Below are 17,435 nucleotides of genomic sequence, written 5' to 3'. Positions count from 1 at the left end.
GATGAGACGGCTCGTTATTGCTTACAGTTTGTATGTAATTGCTATATGGATCTTCTTTCCGTTGGTTTATCCGGAGCTTCATACGGCTGCAAGCCGTTACGCCAGTATTGGGCATGCGGTATATTTTTCGCGTCTTCCCTTATTGCCAATGTTATTATATATCGTCTGGAAAAACCATCGCTGGAAGGAGCTTGCGGCCAGCCTGGAAAGACGCCTCTCCAGACTGCCAGCTGCAGCTGTCTTTGTATTGATTCTGGTTTTGCTGTACGGTGTCGTACAGCTGCCGTTCCGGTTAGCGGGGTACTGGAATGCACGCAATGAAGCTATTAGTGTGCAGCCCTTCTCTGATTGGCTGGGGGAGTATGCATTAAGTTTACTGCTGCTATATTTGGCTGTAACCGCAGTGGTCTTTCTTTCACAGCTGCTCATGAAAAAGTTTCCGAAAAACTGGTGGATCTCTCTATGGGTTATGCTCGTACCGTGCGTCATCTTTGTCGTTTATGTACAGCCAATTTGGATTGACCCGCTTTATGAGGATTTTCATCATTTACGAGAGGGACAGCTGCGTACACAAATTCAACAGCTGACTGCTGAAGCTGGTATTCCGGATGCAACACTGCTGGAGATAGGGAAAAGTGCGGAGACGGTGACGTACAACGCTTACGTGACAGGAGTGTTTGATAGTGCGCGTGTTGTCCTCTATGATACGACGATAGAGGGGTTGGAGCAGGAAGAGGTGCTGTTCATAGTGGCGCATGAAATTGGACATTATGTGCTGCATCATGTGTATTGGGGCACAGCAGGCTTTCTCGTGCTTGGACTTTTTCTTTTGTGGATGACCAAAAGACTTTCTGCTGTCTATTTGGCCAAGAGGAAACTGCAGGCGCACCAGCTGCAAGCGATGCCGCTTTTCCTGCTCCTGCTGACTGGCTTTCAGCTTATCAGTCAGCCTGTATCGCTATACGTTTCCCGGGAAATGGAACAGCAAGCGGATGCCTATGCACTTGAGCATGCACCTGATACGGTAGCTGGAATTCGTATGTTTCAAAAGATGCAAAGCGTATCCCAAGGCGACCCAGATCCTTGGCCGATTATTACATGGCTGCGTTCTACCCATCCGCCCATGCAGGATCGGATCAAAACAATAAAAGAATATACAGAAAACAAGCAGAAGCAATGATGATAACATCTTGCTTCTGCTTTAATTGTAAGGTTTCTATTAAGAAAGCAAAATTCCGCTGTTTTTCGACGTTTTATTTGCTATTGTAAAAGCAATCCTTCTTTTCCTGCATCAGAAAGGGATGATACAATGATCAATCAAAGCCCCGCAGTGGCAGAACTGACACCGCTAACGATGGCGGTACTGCCGAAAATCCTTGAGAACGGCCATCCAGGCTGCGAAGTGCTGGAAACAGAAAACAGCTATTCCTATCGCACACCTCCAAGTAAATTCATCGACTTAGCTTGTAAGTTTTATGGAAGCAGTTTGAAAGGACGACAGGCGGGCGTCAAGGACATTTGCGGCATCACGCATAAAGCGCCGATATCGATTGACCCTGTCAGCGGTATGTATTTTTTTCCTACGTCTTCGCCGCTTTCCCATACGTGCTCCTGGATCTCTCATTCCCACATAAAGCTCATGGAAGCTGCACCTCATCAGCGTACACGCATCATCTTTAAAAATGGGCATACCCTCACACTTGATGTTTCTTATGGCTCTATGATGAACCAAGTGCAGCGCACAGCCCAATACAGATTTTTGCTGGATAAGCGAATCAGGCATTTGTGGAAGTATGGCGGGGACCAGATTGCGGAACCCTTTGTGTAAGCTCCAGTAAAATCTCCTCAACTTTTTTTCGTATGGCGGGATTAAAGTAGTTTCGCTTCTCTTCACATTCTTTTGTGATAAACAGGAAGGTAGTAAAGGCATCATTTTTTTCAGCTGTCACGATTCGCATATTACACGCTCGTAGTTCGGAACGCAGCTGTCGGCGCTCCTCTAAAGCTGCTTTCTCCATAGACTGTAATGTATGCAGCAGATAGGCTTTAATTTTGTGCTTTCCTCCCTCGATAATCTGGATGTCCTGCTGCAGAACAACAATTGCCATAGATAAAAACAGAAACCGTGATCCCAGCCTGTATTCCGACTCACTAAGACAACGCATTGCCTTCCCTCCCTATTGCGAACATATGTTCTATTATACCCTATTGCTTGTAAAGTGAAAACAGGATCATACCGGTAATTTATAATTGGATAACCAAATGCAGGAAAAGAAGGAGTAATCCAACAGACTTTGCATGCTTGGACTTTTCGTATAGAATGGAAAAAAGATGTTTTGCAGGGAATAGGAGAATGGTTAGATGGTCTTAGGTTTTAGTTGGAACGATGTCATGGAAATGTTCCGCAATGGAACATGGGACGATTTCGCAAAGTCCTGGTTAGATAAATATGAAAATTTAGGTCCTATACCCGGCATTGTACTTCCCTACTTGGAAAGTTTTTTGCCATTTCTGCCGCTCGTCGTATTCGTTTTAACTAATACAGTGGCATACGGTCTGCTATGGGGCTTTCTATATTCCTGGATTGGCACGACACTCGGCGCAATCACTGTGTTTTGGCTGATTAGGCGATACCGTCATACACGCATGATTAATTGGCTGCGGAATAATAAGCAAGTAAAGAAAATAACCAAGTGGCTGGACCGCCATGGTTTTGGTCCGCTCTTTATATTGTTATGCTTCCCATTCTCGCCTTCCGCTATCATTAATGTAGTAGCTGGATTATCGAGAGTCAGTCTGCAGCAATTCGCGCTGGCAGTAATTCTTGGTAAAGCACTAATGATTTTCTCAATCGCTTATGTCGGGGACAGCCTGAGTTCGTTTGCTGAAAATCCAATAAAAGCTGTTGTTGTAGGGGGGGCGATTATCCTCTTCTGGATAATCGGAAAGTATGTAGAAACTAGATTGAAGAAGAAAAACAAAAAACTAGAGCAGTCTCATAAGGATTAACGCATCCTAAGCCGGGGTAAAGTGTTGCAAAACACTTACACCGGAGGATAATACATGAAAAAGACAAAGCACTGGAAGTGGTTCCTCTCTTTAGTTGGCATATTGCTTGTGTTCTTCTTTGCCAGAGAATTAATATTTGCGGATTATCGTGTTGAAGGGCAGTCAATGGAGCCTACCTTGCAGGATGGTAACTTTCTAATGGTAAATAAGTTCATGGATGAGGTGTCCCGTATTCAACGTTTTGATGTCATCGTATTTCATGCAACAGAAGAGGAAGACTATGTAAAGCGAGTCATTGGAATGCCGGGAGATACTGTCGAAGTTCATAACGATAAATTGTTCGTCAATGGTGTATACAGGCCTGAGCATTACTTGGAAAACTATCGAGATAAAGTCGATGGTCCGCTGACCAAAGATTTTACGCTGGAAGAAGTTACGGAGCAAAAAACAGTACCAAAAGGTATGCTGTTTGTTATGGGTGATAATCGCAGAGAGAGCCTAGACAGCCGTTCATTCGGCTTTATACCAATCGAAAAAGTCGTCGGTAAGGTCGACGCGCACTTTTGGCCAATGTCAGCAGCAGGACTTGGTAATTAGAGGCTGTAACGCAAAAACTTAACAAATGAAAAGCCGAGCCATTCTGAGGTGTGATTCCCAGAATGGCTCGGCTTTTTACATAAACATGGAGTCTAGGCTGCTGGAGGGTAGTCAAACCTAAGATGCTATTCTCTAATTATTCACTAAAGTTAATCGTCCATTTCATACCAGCACCTTTCCAGTAAATGCAAGCGAACAAACGTGCTTATCTTTTTTCCTTTGCTGCACGTATCGTGGTAAAATAAGAATAATAGATTGGAAGACAGGAGTGAAGCCTAGCATGGGTGTACGTTTTATAATTGGCCGGTCCGGAGCCGGCAAGACACGCGCTTGTCTCGACGAAATCGCAGACAAGCTGCAAACAGACCCAATGGGGCCGAATATATTTTACTTAGTGCCAGATCAAATGACCTTTCAGCAAGAACAAGCGCTGATCAGACAGACTGGCGTAGAAGGCAGCATTCGAGCACAAGTTTATAGCTTATCCCGGCTGGCATGGTATGTACTGCAGGAAACTGGCGGTGCGACAAAACAATTTATTACCTCGACTGGTGTCCAAATGATGCTGCGTAAAATTACAGAGGAACGCAAATCAGATTGGAATGTATTTCAAAAAGCGATTGAAAAGAACGGATTTATGGAACAGCTGGAGAACATGATTTCAGAATTGAAGCGATATCGCATTACACCTGAGCTGCTCCATGACCAGATTCGCGAAATGGAACAATTCCAGCAGCCGCATTCCAATGAAGGTTCACTTCGGGACAAGCTGGAAGATATCAGTTATATCTACGATAGACTTACCGCCCTTTTGCGGGATAAATATATTGACAGTGAAGATCAGCTGCATTTACTTGCATCTAAAATACCGCTATCTCGTTCGGTGAAGGATTCAGAAATATACTTAGATGGCTTCCATCAGTTTACCCCGCAAGAGTTAGAAGTAATCGGCAGCTTGATGACTGAGGCAAAACAGGTAACTGTGACACTGACATTAGACGGAGCGGATCGTCAAGATGTGGACGAGCTGGATTTGTTTGCGCGCACACATGATACATTTGTTCAAATAAAGCAAACAGCACAAGAGCGGAATGTGCCTATCACTTCAGTAGAGAAACTGGATCCAGCGGAAGGTCGCTTTGGTCATAATCCTGCTTTTCTTCATTTGGAAAAGCATTTTGAGACACGGCCGGCCCCTGCTGTAAAAGGAGAAGTGCCGGTTACGCTGGCGCAAGCAGTCCACCCGCGAGCAGAAGTAGAAGGCGCAGCACAAGAAATCGTTACACTCGTACGTGAAAAAGGCTATCGCTACCAAGACATAGCGCTGCTGCTTAGACAAGCAGATGTATATCACGAATTAATTGAAACCGTATTTGCTGATTATCATATACCTGTATTTATTGATCAGAAGAAACCAATGATTCACCACCCGCTGCTTGAGCTTATTCGATCTGGAATGGAAGTTGTGGACGGGAACTGGCGTTATGAAGCTGTGTTTCGTGTATTGAAGACAGGTCTCATTCCTAAATCTGATGACGAATACCCGCTAACAGAAGAAGCAATTGATGAATTAGAGAATTATTGTTTGGAATATGGTATTCGTTCCCGAGATCGATGGCTGCAAAAGGAAGATTGGATCTTCCAGCGTTTCCGCGGATTCGAATCGGGCCGGCAGACGGACAAGGAATTGGAAACACAAAAGCGAATTAACCATTACCGCCGCCAAGTAGCGGAAGCAATGAAGAAATTTGACCGCAAGCTGCGAGAAGGAAAGACATTCCGTGAGCGCGCAGTTGCAGTTTATAACTGGCTGGAGCAGCTGCATGTTCCGCAGCGGCTGGAAGAAATGCAAATGACATTTGATGAACGCGGAGAATTGGAGAGAGCAAGAGAGCAGGACCAAGTATGGGATGCTGTGCTCCAGCTCTTAGATGAAGCAGTAGAGATTGTCGGGGAAGAGCGCGTTTCTCTGCAGGTCTTCCGTCACACAATGGAAACGGGCTTTGAATCACTTGAATTTGCCCATATCCCGCCAAGTTTGGATCAAGTCATTGTCGGGACAATTGACCACAGTAAAGTGAGCGGTCTGAAATGTGCCTTTTTGCTAGGAGTCAACGAAGGCGTTTGGCCAATGAAACCGAAGCCGGATGGCTTGATTAGTGAAGAAGACCGCGAGCTGCTGGCTGTATATGGCGTTCAGCTTGCAGCCGGAAGCAAGCGCCAGCTGCTGGATGAAAGCTTTTATATGTATGTTGCTTTTACAGCAGCGAGTGAACGGCTGTGGGTGAGTTATCCGATCAGTGACCAAGAGGGAAAAGCCAAGATGGCATCCACGCTTGTACAGCGTGTAAAGGATCTCTTTGATTGGTGCTGCGATGAGCGGTTGCTTCAAGACCCAGAGGATAGTCTCGACACAGCCCGTTTTGTGGCGACGATTGATCAGAGCCGGTCGGCACTGACAACACAGCTTGCTCGGAAAATGCGAAGCTATCCGATTCATCCGATTTGGGACAGCGTTCTAAACTGGTTTATTCAGCATGAGAGCGAAGAAGAGCTGACAGGCAGAATTTTGCAAAGTCTTTTCTATCAAAATGAAGTAGAAGATTTAGCCAAAGAGACGAAGGAGCAGCTGTTCCCGAAAAAGGTAAAAGCAAGTGTGTCGCGGATGGAAACATATTATCGCTGTTCTTACCAGCATTTTGCCAAGTACAGTCTTGGCTTGGAAAACAGACGAACATACAAGTTAGATGCGCCTGATATCGGGCAGCTATTCCATGAAGCTTTAAAACAAATCACGGACTGGGTGCAGCTTGAGGGGCGGAATTATGCACAGCTGAATAAGGAGGATGCTTCCGGATATGCGAAACGAGCAATGGGGAATTTGGCGCCAGTGCTCCAAAATCAAATCCTTCACAGCTCGAATCGATTCAAATATATTCAGCAGAAACTCCAGGATATTATTTCGCGGGCAGCCTATACACTGAGTGAGCAAGCGAGGCAAAGTAAATTCTCCCCTGTCGGACTGGAGCTTGATTTCGGAGAGAACCAGACACTTCCCCCGATTGAACTTACATTGCCGAATGGATATGATATCCAGCTTCGCGGGCGGATTGACCGAGTAGATAAAGCGATTGATCAAGAAGAGCTGTTTCTCCGAATCATTGATTATAAGTCCAGCAGTAAAGCATTGAATTTGACAGAAGTATACTACGGACTAGCACTTCAAATGCTTGCTTATTTAGATGTCGTTTTGTCGCACTCGGAACAGTGGCTGGGGCTGCGGGCAACTCCAGCAGGTGTGCTGTATTTCCATGTGCATAATCCGCTGATTTCCCAATCAAGCAGATCACAAGTAGATATTGAGGAAGAAATCTTTAAAAAGTTCAAGATGCAAGGGATGCTGCTCGAAAACGAATCGGTTGCCCGTATGATGGATACTTCACTTGAATCTGGCATGAGTAAAATCATTCCGGCAGGGTTGAAGAAGGATGGAGCTTTCCGTTCTGGTTCCCAGACAGCCGATCAAGATACATTCCGTGCATTACAGCAGCATACAAGATTTTTGATGGAACAAGCGGGTCTTGATATAACAAACGGCGGAGTACATTTGAATCCGTATCGCCATCATGATCGGAGCGCATGTACATTTTGTGACTTTAAGGCAGTATGCCAATTTGATGCATCTCTTGCCAGCAACCAATACCGCGCCATAAAAGATATGAAAGATGACGAAGTTTTAAACAGCATTAAGAAGGAGGTGGAACCAGATGGTTCAGTGGACAAATGAACAGCAGCTGGCAATTGATGCTAAAGGACATGATATTTTGGTAGCAGCGGCAGCAGGCTCAGGAAAGACAGCTGTACTGGTAGAACGAATCATCCAAAAGCTCGTAAATCAAGACGATCCAGTCGATATTGATCAGCTGCTCGTTGTTACGTTTACAAATGCAGCTGCACAGGAGATGCGCAGTCGAATCGGAACGGCGCTTGAAAAAGCCCTGGAAGCAGATTCATCTTCCCAGCATCTTCGTAAGCAGCTTTCCTTGCTGCAGCACGCCTCTATTTCCACGCTCCATTCGTTTTGTCTGGACGTGGTGCGAAAGTATGCATATATGCTGGATTTGGATCCAAGTTTCCGCATTGCAGATGATTTGGAAGCAGACTTGATTCGTCAGGAAGTAATGGGCGATTTGCTGGAAGAATGGTATGGCAAAGAAGGCGAGGAGCAAGCTGCTTTCTTCGGTGTTGTTGACCGTTTTAGTAATGACCGAAACGATTTGGAAGTAGAAGATCTTATCCTGAAGCTGTATGATTTTGCGACGCAGAACCCGTATCCAGACACATGGCTGGATCAGATGGCACAATTATATGATGTTACAGCAATAAAGGAAGAAACGGAGCTTCCATGGCTGCAAGTGTTAAAGCGTGAAGCAAATGATCAGCTGCAGGCTATGCTGCAGGAAGCAGATCAGGCATTAGCGCTTACGCGTGAACCAGATGGACCGTATCATTATGCCGAAACTTTTGAAGCAGAGAAGCAATTCATTGCAAAAGCGACAGAACTTGTAAGCGGCAGCTGGAATGACGCCGTCAGTTTTATCAAAGAACAGTCATTCGGTCGATTGCCGGCTAAAAAGGTAGAATGTGACGATACGAAAAAAGCACAGGCGAAAGCATTGCGCGATTCTTATAAAAAAAGATGGGGCAAGCTTGCCGGGGACTGGTTTGCACGAAATCTGGAAGTTTATTTAGCTGATATGCAAGAGCTTTATCCTTCTATTCAGCAGCTGGCGCTGCTCGTTAAACAGTTCCGCACCCGCTATCAATCGGAAAAACGTGAGCGGGCTTTAGTCGATTTCTCAGACTTAGAACATTTTTGCCTGGAAGTGCTGATAGACGAAAATAGTACTCCAGAACATATTATTCCGTCTGCTATTGCCGAAAGCTATCAAAGTCGTTTCAAGGAACTGCTTTTGGATGAATACCAAGATACAAACTTGGTGCAGGAGACGCTTGTCACCTTGCTTTCCGACCGTTCGGGAAGCGGTAATATGTTTATGGTTGGGGACGTGAAACAGAGTATCTATCGATTCCGGCATGCGGAGCCATCGTTATTTTTAAATAAATACAAAGCCTTTTCCGAAGCGGAGCATCCTGGTATGCGAATTGATCTTGCCAGCAATTTCCGAAGTCGCCAGCAAGTGCTGGATGGTGCAAACTACATCTTCCGCCAGCTGTTTTCAGAGGATGTCGGGGAGATGCAGTACGAGAAAGAAGCCGAGCTGATTTATGCAAATAAGATGTACGATGAGCTCAAGCAAGCAGATACCGACGTCGAGCTTCTTGTCATTAACCGAGATGGATCGGAGGAATCATACGAGGCAGATACCGATACGGAAATGGTGGAGGATTTGGAGAAAGCGCAGCTGGAAGGGCGCGCTTATGCTCGGATGATTCAGCAATGGATTGGACATGAAGGCGAAGGGGCGATGCAAGTAGTCGATAAAAGCACGCAGCAGCAGCGTGATCTTCAGTATCGTGATATTGTCATTCTGCTGCGTTCCATGACGTGGGCACCAGCTATTGTGGATGAATTAAAGCAGCAAGGTATTCCGGTATATGCAGAGCTCTCGACTGGTTATTTGGAAGCAATTGAAATTAAAGTTATGATGAGCGTGCTGAAAATAATCGATAATCCACTGCAAGACATCCCATTCGCAGCCGTCCTTCGTTCGCCTATCATTGGGCTGAAAGAAGACGATCTGGCTAAAATTCGCTTAGCTGATCAGCGAAGCAGCTACTTTGAAGCTGCTAGATCCTATGCGAAAACAGCAAATGATGCTATTTCAGTTAAAATTGAACGGCTGCTGGAGTGGCTGGACAGCTGGAGAATGGAAGCCAGACAAGGTGCATTATCTGCACTCATTTGGTCCATTATGCGAGAAACAGGTTATTATGACTTTGTCGGTGGTATTCCAGGCGGCCGTCAGCGTCAAGCGAATTTGCGTGCGCTGTATGACCGGGCGCGCAATTATGAGAACACGTCATTCCGGGGACTTTTCCGCTTTGTGAAGTTTATTGAACGAATGGAAGAACGCGGAGATGATTTGGGAGCTGCCAAAGCTTTAGGTGAGCAAGAAGATGTAGTCCGCATCATGACTATTCATAAAAGTAAAGGACTCGAATTCCCCGTTGTTATTACCGGCGCTATGGATAAAATGTTCAATCAGCAAGATCTTCGGGAGCGCTATTTGCTGCATAAAGACTTGGGTTTTGGCAGTAAATATATCGACCCTGCGAAACGACTTATGTATCCTACTTTGATTTACCATGCATTAAAAGCGGAGAAACAGCGTGAATCATTGGCGGAAGAAATGCGGGTATTATATGTAGCGTTGACACGAGCGAAGGAAAAGCTTGTTATGGTCGGTAATGTGGCTTCTTTAGATAAAAAGCTGCAAAAATGGCGGCAGATAGCCGAGCATCCTGACTGGGTGCTGCCATCTTATTATCGTTTAGAAGCGACCTCTTATCTGGATTGGGTCGCACCTGCATTGATGCGGCATGAGCAGGCACAAGAACTTCGTGCCGACGAGCTAACCGCAAATCTGCCGCAAGAAATCACCCAGGACCAGTCCAAGTGGCGAATCAGTTTGCAAGCCAGCAAAGATTATGTGCTGGCAGAGGAGCGAAAAGAAGAAGCAAACCAGGAGCTGCTCCAGCGTATTAGCAACTGGCAGTCTGGCGAGGAAAATGCAGACTGGAAAGCGGAAGTAGAGGATCGGCTGACATATCGTTATCCATATGCAGAAGCAACGAGATTTCGCGCTAAACAGACAGTAACAGAAATCAAACGGCAGCGAGAAATTCGGGATAGCTATAGCGATATTCGAGTCGTAAATCGGATCCAGCAGCGAGCTTCGATTGCCAGCAGACCGCGATTTCTGCAGGAGTCGAAGGAACTTACGCCAGCAGAACGAGGAAGTGCTGTTCATGCGGTATTGCAGCAGCTGGATCTCCATAAAGAGTGGAGTAAACAAAAACTAGATGAATTCCTGCTAAAGTTAGTAGAAAATGAGTTTCTGCAGCAAGAAGCGTTAGCGGCAATTGATGGAGAGAAGATACTTGATTTCCTAGCCTCCCCACTTGCGGAGCGTATCCGCCAGGCCGAACAATCTTATCGGGAAACGCCTTTTACATTAGCACTGCCTGCGAACGAACTGTATAACGATTGGTCGGGAGCCGCTTCTGATAAGGTAGTCGTCCAAGGAGTCATAGACCAAATTATTGCAGAAGACGATGGTTTAGTACTGCTGGACTATAAGACAGACACACTATTTGGAGACGACCCAGAAAGAAGGGCAGATGTCCTTACGGAGAAATACCGCGTGCAGATTGAACTATACGCTAATGCAATTGAGCGAATATGGAAGAAGCCCGTCAAAGAAAGATATCTTTATTTCTTCGACAAAGGAATTTTACGGAAGCTATAAAAAAAGGAGACAGCATCGCATGCTGTCTCCTTTATAATTAGTTTTTCAGGTAGCGTTCCAACTCATAATAATCCATTGTATATCCGGTGGCATCAGCCAATTCCTTCATGTTTTGGAGTAAGCGGGTGCGATCGGCTTGAAAGAAAGCGGAACTTGGAACATTATACACCGTATCTTTGGCAAATTCCCAAATGACTGCGTAATTTTTCTCTGAAATAGAGTCGGTTAATCGAATGAATATCTGCATCATCTCAATGATAAGTAGATAATCTTCTCCTGCATAATGACGGATTCTCCCAAACCCTTCATACAAATAGGTGGAGAAAGTGACAGAATTATAGACGACACGTGTCTGTTCTTCATCATCTTGAAGATAAGGATGCAGAGTAGTAGACGCATCCATGTTGATCATTAATACCGCCATTTGATGGAAGGTGTTGATAGCGGAAGTGGGATCATCATTCCCGATTGATTTAATCGCAACTTCGCTTAATTTATTCATACTCATTTCGACGTCTTGGATTTCGGATCTTTTATGTCCGACTTGGATAAGCTTACTGTATTTCTCAACCTTCAAATCTTGTGCTCCGGGACCCCGGTAACTGAATAAACAGTTGCCGTTAAGGACAAAATCCCCTGATTTTGCTTCCAGTTTAACAACGATATTATCTTCTTTTGCGTGTTTAATCATGTCTTTAAAATTAATGAGCTGAATATATCCTGCTTTGGAAGCTTTATAGGTATAAGCAGGATAATCCTCAAATGTATATCCCGGTTCATCGGCTCGATAAGGTTCCAGCTCATCAATTATTGTAGACTTGATAATCTTTTCTGACTCATCTTTCATAGCTTCTACAATATTATGGAGCTGCATCCAATTTGTCGTGTGGTTTACGAAAATAGTGAAGCCGATAACCGCTGCCAGTGTAACGAGTGTACAAGCTATCGGAACAGCCGTGAAATAATCCCTGGAGCTATTCGTGACAAAGAGGAATGAGATGAGCATAAAAACGAAACTTCCATAGAAAAGCCCTAAAATATGCTGCGTTGTACGATCAGATATAAAGTTGAATAGCATCCGAGGTGAATACTCTGAGCTGAAACTTGTCAGCACAACGAGAATAGAGTTAAGCGTATAAGCAGCAAGCAGTAAGGTACCGCTCACTAACACACTAACGAGTGTCCCTGTGTTGGAAGCAGAAGCATTAAAAAATCCCGTTGTATAGTAAGGTAAGTTTAAAACAAGATCCAATAATAATGGGATGGAGACGAGAAGCAATGTTCCTAATATATATATAGTCGGCATCAGCCATAAATTTTGCTGCAATTCGTGCTTACGCTGTCTGTGCGACATATGTAAAATTTTTCGTACCGATCTTGGTAATAGTTTGGTAAGCATAAAAGGCGCCTCTCTCATTGTTGTTATTCTTTTAACCTTTCCCATATTAAACAAATTCCAAACCAGAATTGACAAGATGCATACCTGTCAGAATAGGGGGGTAGAGTAAAAGAAGAAGGAGAAAAAGGAGGCTGAAGAATGGCTAATATAAAACAAGAGGACGGACGTTTCTTTGTCGGGAACGGGGAAGAACCGGATGCGGAAGTGTCTTTTCGAGAAACGGATGATATTGTGATTGAACATACGTTAGTTAAAGAGAAACTGCAAGGTGACGGCCTTGGCACCCAATTAATAGATCATGTAGTTGATTATGCGAAAAAACAAGACAAACAAATCATTCCTGTATGCACATTCGCTCATCAAGTGCTCAGTTCTGATAAGAAATACGATGGATTTTGGGAAGGACCGCTCTAAACAAAAAAGGAGTGACCCGCAACGTGCGAGTCACTTCTTTTTAGTTGTTGATATATTTCTCATAAACGGAACCAAAGTCATGAGTGTGGTATTTATCTTTGGTAGAAGACAACCATTCAAAGCCAAATTCGGTAAGTTTTTTGTATGTATCGTCCAACGTCCCATCCGTGTAGCGGGATTGCTGGAGGATAGCAGCAGCTTTATCGAGGCTCGTATGTGCCATATCTGTATACAAGCTGTTTTCATAATTGATTTCGGCAATACGCAGTAAAGCTTTGTACAAGTCTTTCAACTGATCGATTTGGTCTTTTTTCACATCAATGCTGATTGCCTGACCGTCAATTGTAAATTTAATTTCGATATCTAAGTCTACCTTTCCAGCTGTTTCTAAATAAACATTGCTGATACGGTGCTGCATGTATGGGTAACGGCGCAGTGTGCGCTTAGAGGAAACAGCGCTTTCTCCATCTACATGGATGATGGATAGATTAGTAAAACAGTATTCGTCTTGTCTCGTTTTAATAAGGAAGTAGATTTTTTCATTATCTTCATTCATTACATAGTCATCGGCATCTGTTTTATCATAATCACTAGGCGATATAATCGTGCCGATATCGGATAGACCTAAAGCATCTGAAGCTAGTTTTTTAAACATAAAACAATCCTCTCTGCTGCGCAAGTATGTGATATACTAATTTTAGCAATTCTGACAGCTTGTATCCATCTATTTTTCCGAAATGGTGCATCTGGACTAATATGAATACGGAAGGCGGAAACACATGAACGAAAAGTTACGCGCAATGCCGCAGACAAAGCGCTTGAACTGGATTGACGCAGCAAGAGGAGCAGCTATTCTTGGTATCTTTATGGTGAACGCACCATCATTCGGATCTCCTTACTATATGCCAGGGATGAATTCGCCAGAATGGAATTCAGCACTTGATAACTTTTTACTCGGCGGCATCGATATCTTTTTCCAGGCTAGTTTTTATACGTTGTTTTCCATCCTCTTCGGCTTCGGAATGCAGCTTATTTTTGACAGCCGAAAACGAGATGGCATCAGACCAGGCTGGTTTTTGAGCAGACGAATGCTCGTACTGCTCGTTTTAGGTTCTATCCATGCGTTTCTCATCTGGCATGGAGATATTTTGTTTACATATGCAATTTTAGGTTTATTGCTCATTCCTTTTCTTTATACCCCAAGATGGGTGTTACTGATGATGATTCCGATTCTGTTAATACCGGTTGTCATATTGTTAACATTGAGTTCGCTTCTAGGTTCACTTCTGCCAGAAGGCGAGCTGGATGCGTACATGGTTGAATCTATGGATATACCAAACAAACTTGCTGCTTACGGACATGGGTCCTATGGAGATATTCTTCAGCAAAACTGGATAGACTGGTCAAGCACAAATAGCATAGGTATTATTTCAAGTATCTTCATGATTTTACCGCTGCTGATGCTCGGCGCTTACCTTGCGCGCACGAAGCTGCTGCATGACCCTGTAGCAAATCGACGTAAGCTAATCTGGTTCACGGTTATTACGGGAGGTATTTTCCTTATCTTCAAGGCTGGCCCATACTTAATTGGTGCGCCGCTTTGGCTGAGTATTGCACAAGATTCCATCGGAGGACCTGCCTGTGCGTTGTTCTACCTCTCAATCATCACGCTTGTGTCTCGGCTGCCTGTTTTCAGCTGGATTGCACATCAGCTCAGCTATGTGGGGCGTATGTCATTATCTAATTACTTGTTCCAATCCGTCTTCATGTTCTTCCTGTTTTATAATGTAGGTTTTGGATTATACGCATCTTTCTCTTTGATTGGCTTTGTTGCTTTTGTTTTAGGTGTATTCGTCCTTCAAGTAATTGGAAGCCGGATTTGGTTCCGGTATTATACATTCGGACCTGTGGAGTGGCTGTGGCGTATACTGACATACGGAAAAATACAGCCATTGCGAAAGAAAAAGATGCAGCGGGTGTCTTGATGCCGAATTAAAGGGAATCATGGTATGATAGGAACGAATTGTTCAAAAGGAGGTACATAATGGACGCTATAATATTGACTCATATTATTGGCTGGGGCCTCGGAATAGTGCTCTTCTTTGCGGCACTTGTTCTGTACAACGAGAAAAAAAGCAAACAAGCAACGATTCCGCACATGATTCTGCGCTTGGACTATTTAGTCATCTTGTATACCGGCTTTGTATTATTATGGAGATACTTTGACGCATCTGGATCTTCCTTTACTGTCCAAGCAATCATTAAAGGTATTGCTGGCTTGATTGTTGTTGTCTGCATGGAAATGATCTTAGTCAAAATGAAAAAAGAAAAATCAGCAAAAGCATGGTGGATCATCTTTTTCATCGCACTTGTGCTTACACTGCTGCTTGGCTTCGGTATTTTGCCGATGGGATTTTTGCCTGCATAAGTCTGCCATTTATGGCAGGCTTTTTTCAATACTCACGTTTATCGCCGCTTTTCATATGTTGTAGAAGTAACGGCTATTGAGATGAAATCGGCGAGTAAAGGAGTAGAGCGGCAAAATGTGCGGTATTACTGGGTGGATTAACTTTAAAAGAAACCTGACACGAGAACAGCCTGTGATTCAAAAAATGGCACAGACTTTATCAAAAAGAGGACCAGATGAGTATAACGATTGGGGTGCGTCACATGTGTTGTTCGGACATAGACGACTAATCGTGGTAGATGCTGCAGGCGGCAAGCAGCCGATGCAGTACACCGATGGACGCGGTACTTATACATTGGTTTATAATGGAGAGCTTTACAACACGGAAGATATCCGCAAAGAATTGCAGCAGCGCGGGTGGACTTTCCAAGGACATTCTGACACGGAAGTGTTGCTAAAGAGTTATATCGAATGGCAGGAAGCGTGTGTTGAAAAATTTAACGGTATTTTTGCTTTCGCTATTTGGCATGACAAATCAGAAACACTTTTCTTTGCCAGAGACAGATTAGGGGTAAAGCCTTTCTTTTACATGGAACAAGATGGCGGACTCTTAATTGGATCGGAAATAAAAGCAATTCTTGCTCATCCTGAAGTAGAGGCTGTTCTGGATCAAGATGGTCTTTCCGAAGTTCTCTCACTTGGTCCATCCCGGACACCTGGTCATGGCGTTTTTAAAGACATCAACGAACTGCGAGCAGGTCATGTTGGGAAGTTCGACCGAAACGGTTTGAAACTGACGCGTTATTGGAATGTCGATAGCAAAGAGCACACCGACTCCATAGAGGAAACAGCAGCAACTGTGCGTGAGCTGCTGACAGATGCTGTAGTAAGGCAGCTCGTTTCGGATGTACCGCTTGGCACGTTCCTTTCCGGCGGAGTTGATTCCAGCGCCATAACTGCGATTGCAGCAAATCACTATAAAGAAACAGGCAAAGGGCAGTTGTCTACATTCTCCATCGACTTTGATGGCAATGACACCTACTTTCAGAAAAATGAATTCCAGCCCGAGAGCGATCAGACCTTCGTGAAAAAGATGCAAAAAGATTTCGGAACTCATCATACGACACATGTGATGGATAATCAGTTGCTCGCTGATTCGCTAAAAGAAGCAACAATACTTCGCGATCTCCCAGGTATGGCAGACGTGGATGCTTCCTTATTCTGGTTTTGCGGACGTATTAAAGAAGATGTGACTGTAGCTTTATCCGGGGAATGTGCCGATGAAATTTTTGGCGGCTATCCGTGGTTTTATCGGGAAGAAGATCTCAACAGAGAGGGCTTCCCATGGATTCGATCCGCACAAGTCCGAAACAACCTGCTAAAAAAAGAATGGCAGCAAGATCTAGATTTACACGGGTATATGCTCAGCAGATACCAAGCTACTATTGATGAAACACCGCAGCTGCCAGGCGAGGAAGCAGAAGCAGCGAAGCGAAGACAGATGTTTTATTTGAATATGCAATGGTTCATGCCGACATTGCTCGACAGGAAAGACCGGATGAGCATGGGAGCAAGTTTTGAGGCACGTGTTCCGTTTAGTGATCACCGTTTAGTGGAATATGTGTGGAACATACCGTGGGAAATAAAAACACATGGGAATAAGGAGAAGGGCATTTTGCGAAAGGCCCTGGAAGGTATTTTGCCAGATGAGGTGCTTTACCGGAAGAAGAGTCCTTATCCGAAAACACATAATCCAGTGTATACGGCAGCCGTTGTCAAATGGATGGGAGAAATTTTACGAGATAAGGATGCGAGATTATTCGATCTGTTCGACCGTCAAGAAATTGAGGCGCTTGTGAAAAGCAAGGGACAGGATGTGACGGCACCTTGGTTTGGTCAATTGATGACAGGACCACAGCTGCTGGCGCATTTGGCACAAATCGATTACTGGCTGCGTCATTATAATGTAAAAATACGCGCATGATCGAGCAGGGAGCTTTTTTGCTCCTTACATAATAAAACTATTTTCTTTTGCTTTCATTTTCGCTATAATGATTCGCAGGCTTGGCGCAGGAATAGCTTTCTGCTGTTCTGCGCAAGCTTTTTTATGAGTGTT

Annotated in this window: 13 protein-coding genes; 10 read left to right on the top strand and 3 right to left on the bottom strand. The window is 44.3% G+C overall.

The window, feature by feature from the left end:
* The first annotated feature begins 1 nt into the window (after nucleotide 1).
* A complete protein-coding gene (locus CRO17_RS11400; protein ID WP_097042325.1) occupies nucleotides 2-1,180 on the top strand; it encodes a M48 family metalloprotease in 1,179 nt (392 codons plus the stop codon).
* A gap of 129 nt (nucleotides 1,181-1,309) precedes the next feature.
* Nucleotides 1,310-1,828 (top strand): competence protein ComK, encoded by a 519-nt coding sequence (locus CRO17_RS11395; RefSeq protein ID WP_097042323.1) that lies wholly within the window; start codon nucleotides 1,310-1,312, stop codon nucleotides 1,826-1,828.
* Here the strand turns inward: CRO17_RS11395 and CRO17_RS11390 are convergent.
* Nucleotides 1,776-2,165: a YhjD family protein gene (locus CRO17_RS11390; protein WP_097042321.1), complete on the bottom strand. Its 390-nt coding sequence runs from the start codon at nucleotides 2,163-2,165 to the stop codon at nucleotides 1,776-1,778. The genes CRO17_RS11395 and CRO17_RS11390 overlap by 53 nt on opposite strands.
* 196 nt (nucleotides 2,166-2,361) lie before the next feature.
* On the opposite strand from CRO17_RS11390, the gene CRO17_RS11385 reads away from it, so the two are divergent.
* The 4 genes from CRO17_RS11385 (at nucleotide 2,362) to addA (ending at nucleotide 11,099) form a co-directional block, all read left to right on the top strand.
* Nucleotides 2,362-3,009, top strand: coding sequence for a TVP38/TMEM64 family protein (locus CRO17_RS11385; RefSeq protein ID WP_097042320.1), 648 nt, complete (start codon nucleotides 2,362-2,364; stop codon nucleotides 3,007-3,009).
* Nucleotides 3,010-3,063: 54 nt separating this feature from the next.
* On the top strand, nucleotides 3,064-3,606 hold the full coding sequence (gene lepB / locus CRO17_RS11380; protein WP_097042318.1) for a signal peptidase I: 543 nt from the start codon (nucleotides 3,064-3,066) through the stop codon (nucleotides 3,604-3,606).
* Nucleotides 3,607-3,886: 280 nt separating this feature from the next.
* Nucleotides 3,887-7,393 carry a helicase-exonuclease AddAB subunit AddB gene (gene addB, locus CRO17_RS11375; RefSeq protein WP_097042316.1) on the top strand — a complete coding sequence of 1,169 codons (3,507 nt, stop codon included), beginning with the start codon at nucleotides 3,887-3,889 and terminating at the stop codon, nucleotides 7,391-7,393.
* Entirely contained in the window at nucleotides 7,374-11,099 is a 3,726-nt protein-coding gene (addA, locus tag CRO17_RS11370; protein WP_097042314.1) for a helicase-exonuclease AddAB subunit AddA, read from the top strand. The genes addB and addA overlap by 20 nt, the downstream gene beginning before the upstream one ends.
* Nucleotides 11,100-11,136: 37 nt before the next feature.
* On the opposite strand, the gene CRO17_RS11365 is transcribed toward addA, so the two are convergent.
* The gene (locus tag CRO17_RS11365) at nucleotides 11,137-12,498 is read right to left on the bottom strand and encodes a DUF2254 domain-containing protein (RefSeq protein ID WP_179636995.1); all 1,362 of its coding nucleotides are present in this window, start codon (nucleotides 12,496-12,498) and stop codon (nucleotides 11,137-11,139) included.
* 138 nt (nucleotides 12,499-12,636) lie between these two features.
* Here CRO17_RS11365 and CRO17_RS11360 point away from each other — a divergent pair, with 138 nt between their 5' ends.
* Entirely contained in the window at nucleotides 12,637-12,912 is a 276-nt protein-coding gene (locus tag CRO17_RS11360; RefSeq protein ID WP_097042310.1) for a GNAT family N-acetyltransferase, read from the top strand.
* 40 nt (nucleotides 12,913-12,952) lie between these two features.
* Here CRO17_RS11360 and CRO17_RS11355 read toward each other — a convergent pair whose 3' ends face one another.
* Nucleotides 12,953-13,567, bottom strand: coding sequence for a PH domain-containing protein (locus tag CRO17_RS11355; protein WP_097042308.1), 615 nt, complete (start codon nucleotides 13,565-13,567; stop codon nucleotides 12,953-12,955).
* Between the two features lie 124 nt (nucleotides 13,568-13,691).
* Between CRO17_RS11355 and CRO17_RS11350 the strand changes: the two genes are divergently transcribed.
* The 3 genes from CRO17_RS11350 (at nucleotide 13,692) to asnB (ending at nucleotide 17,303) form a co-directional block, all read left to right on the top strand.
* On the top strand, nucleotides 13,692-14,897 hold the full coding sequence (locus CRO17_RS11350) for a DUF418 domain-containing protein (RefSeq protein ID WP_097042306.1): 1,206 nt from the start codon (nucleotides 13,692-13,694) through the stop codon (nucleotides 14,895-14,897).
* Between the two features lie 59 nt (nucleotides 14,898-14,956).
* Entirely contained in the window at nucleotides 14,957-15,340 is a 384-nt protein-coding gene (locus tag CRO17_RS11345) for a YisL family protein (RefSeq protein WP_097042303.1), read from the top strand.
* 115 nt (nucleotides 15,341-15,455) lie between these two features.
* Nucleotides 15,456-17,303, top strand: coding sequence for an asparagine synthase (glutamine-hydrolyzing) (gene asnB, locus CRO17_RS11340; protein ID WP_097042301.1), 1,848 nt, complete (start codon nucleotides 15,456-15,458; stop codon nucleotides 17,301-17,303).
* The last annotated feature ends 132 nt before the right edge of the window (nucleotides 17,304-17,435 follow it).

The sequence above is a fragment of the Terribacillus aidingensis genome, assembly GCF_900215625.1.
Taxonomy (GTDB): domain Bacteria; phylum Bacillota; class Bacilli; order Bacillales; family Amphibacillaceae; genus Terribacillus; species Terribacillus aidingensis.
This window is presented reverse-complemented; position numbering and strand designations above follow the sequence as displayed.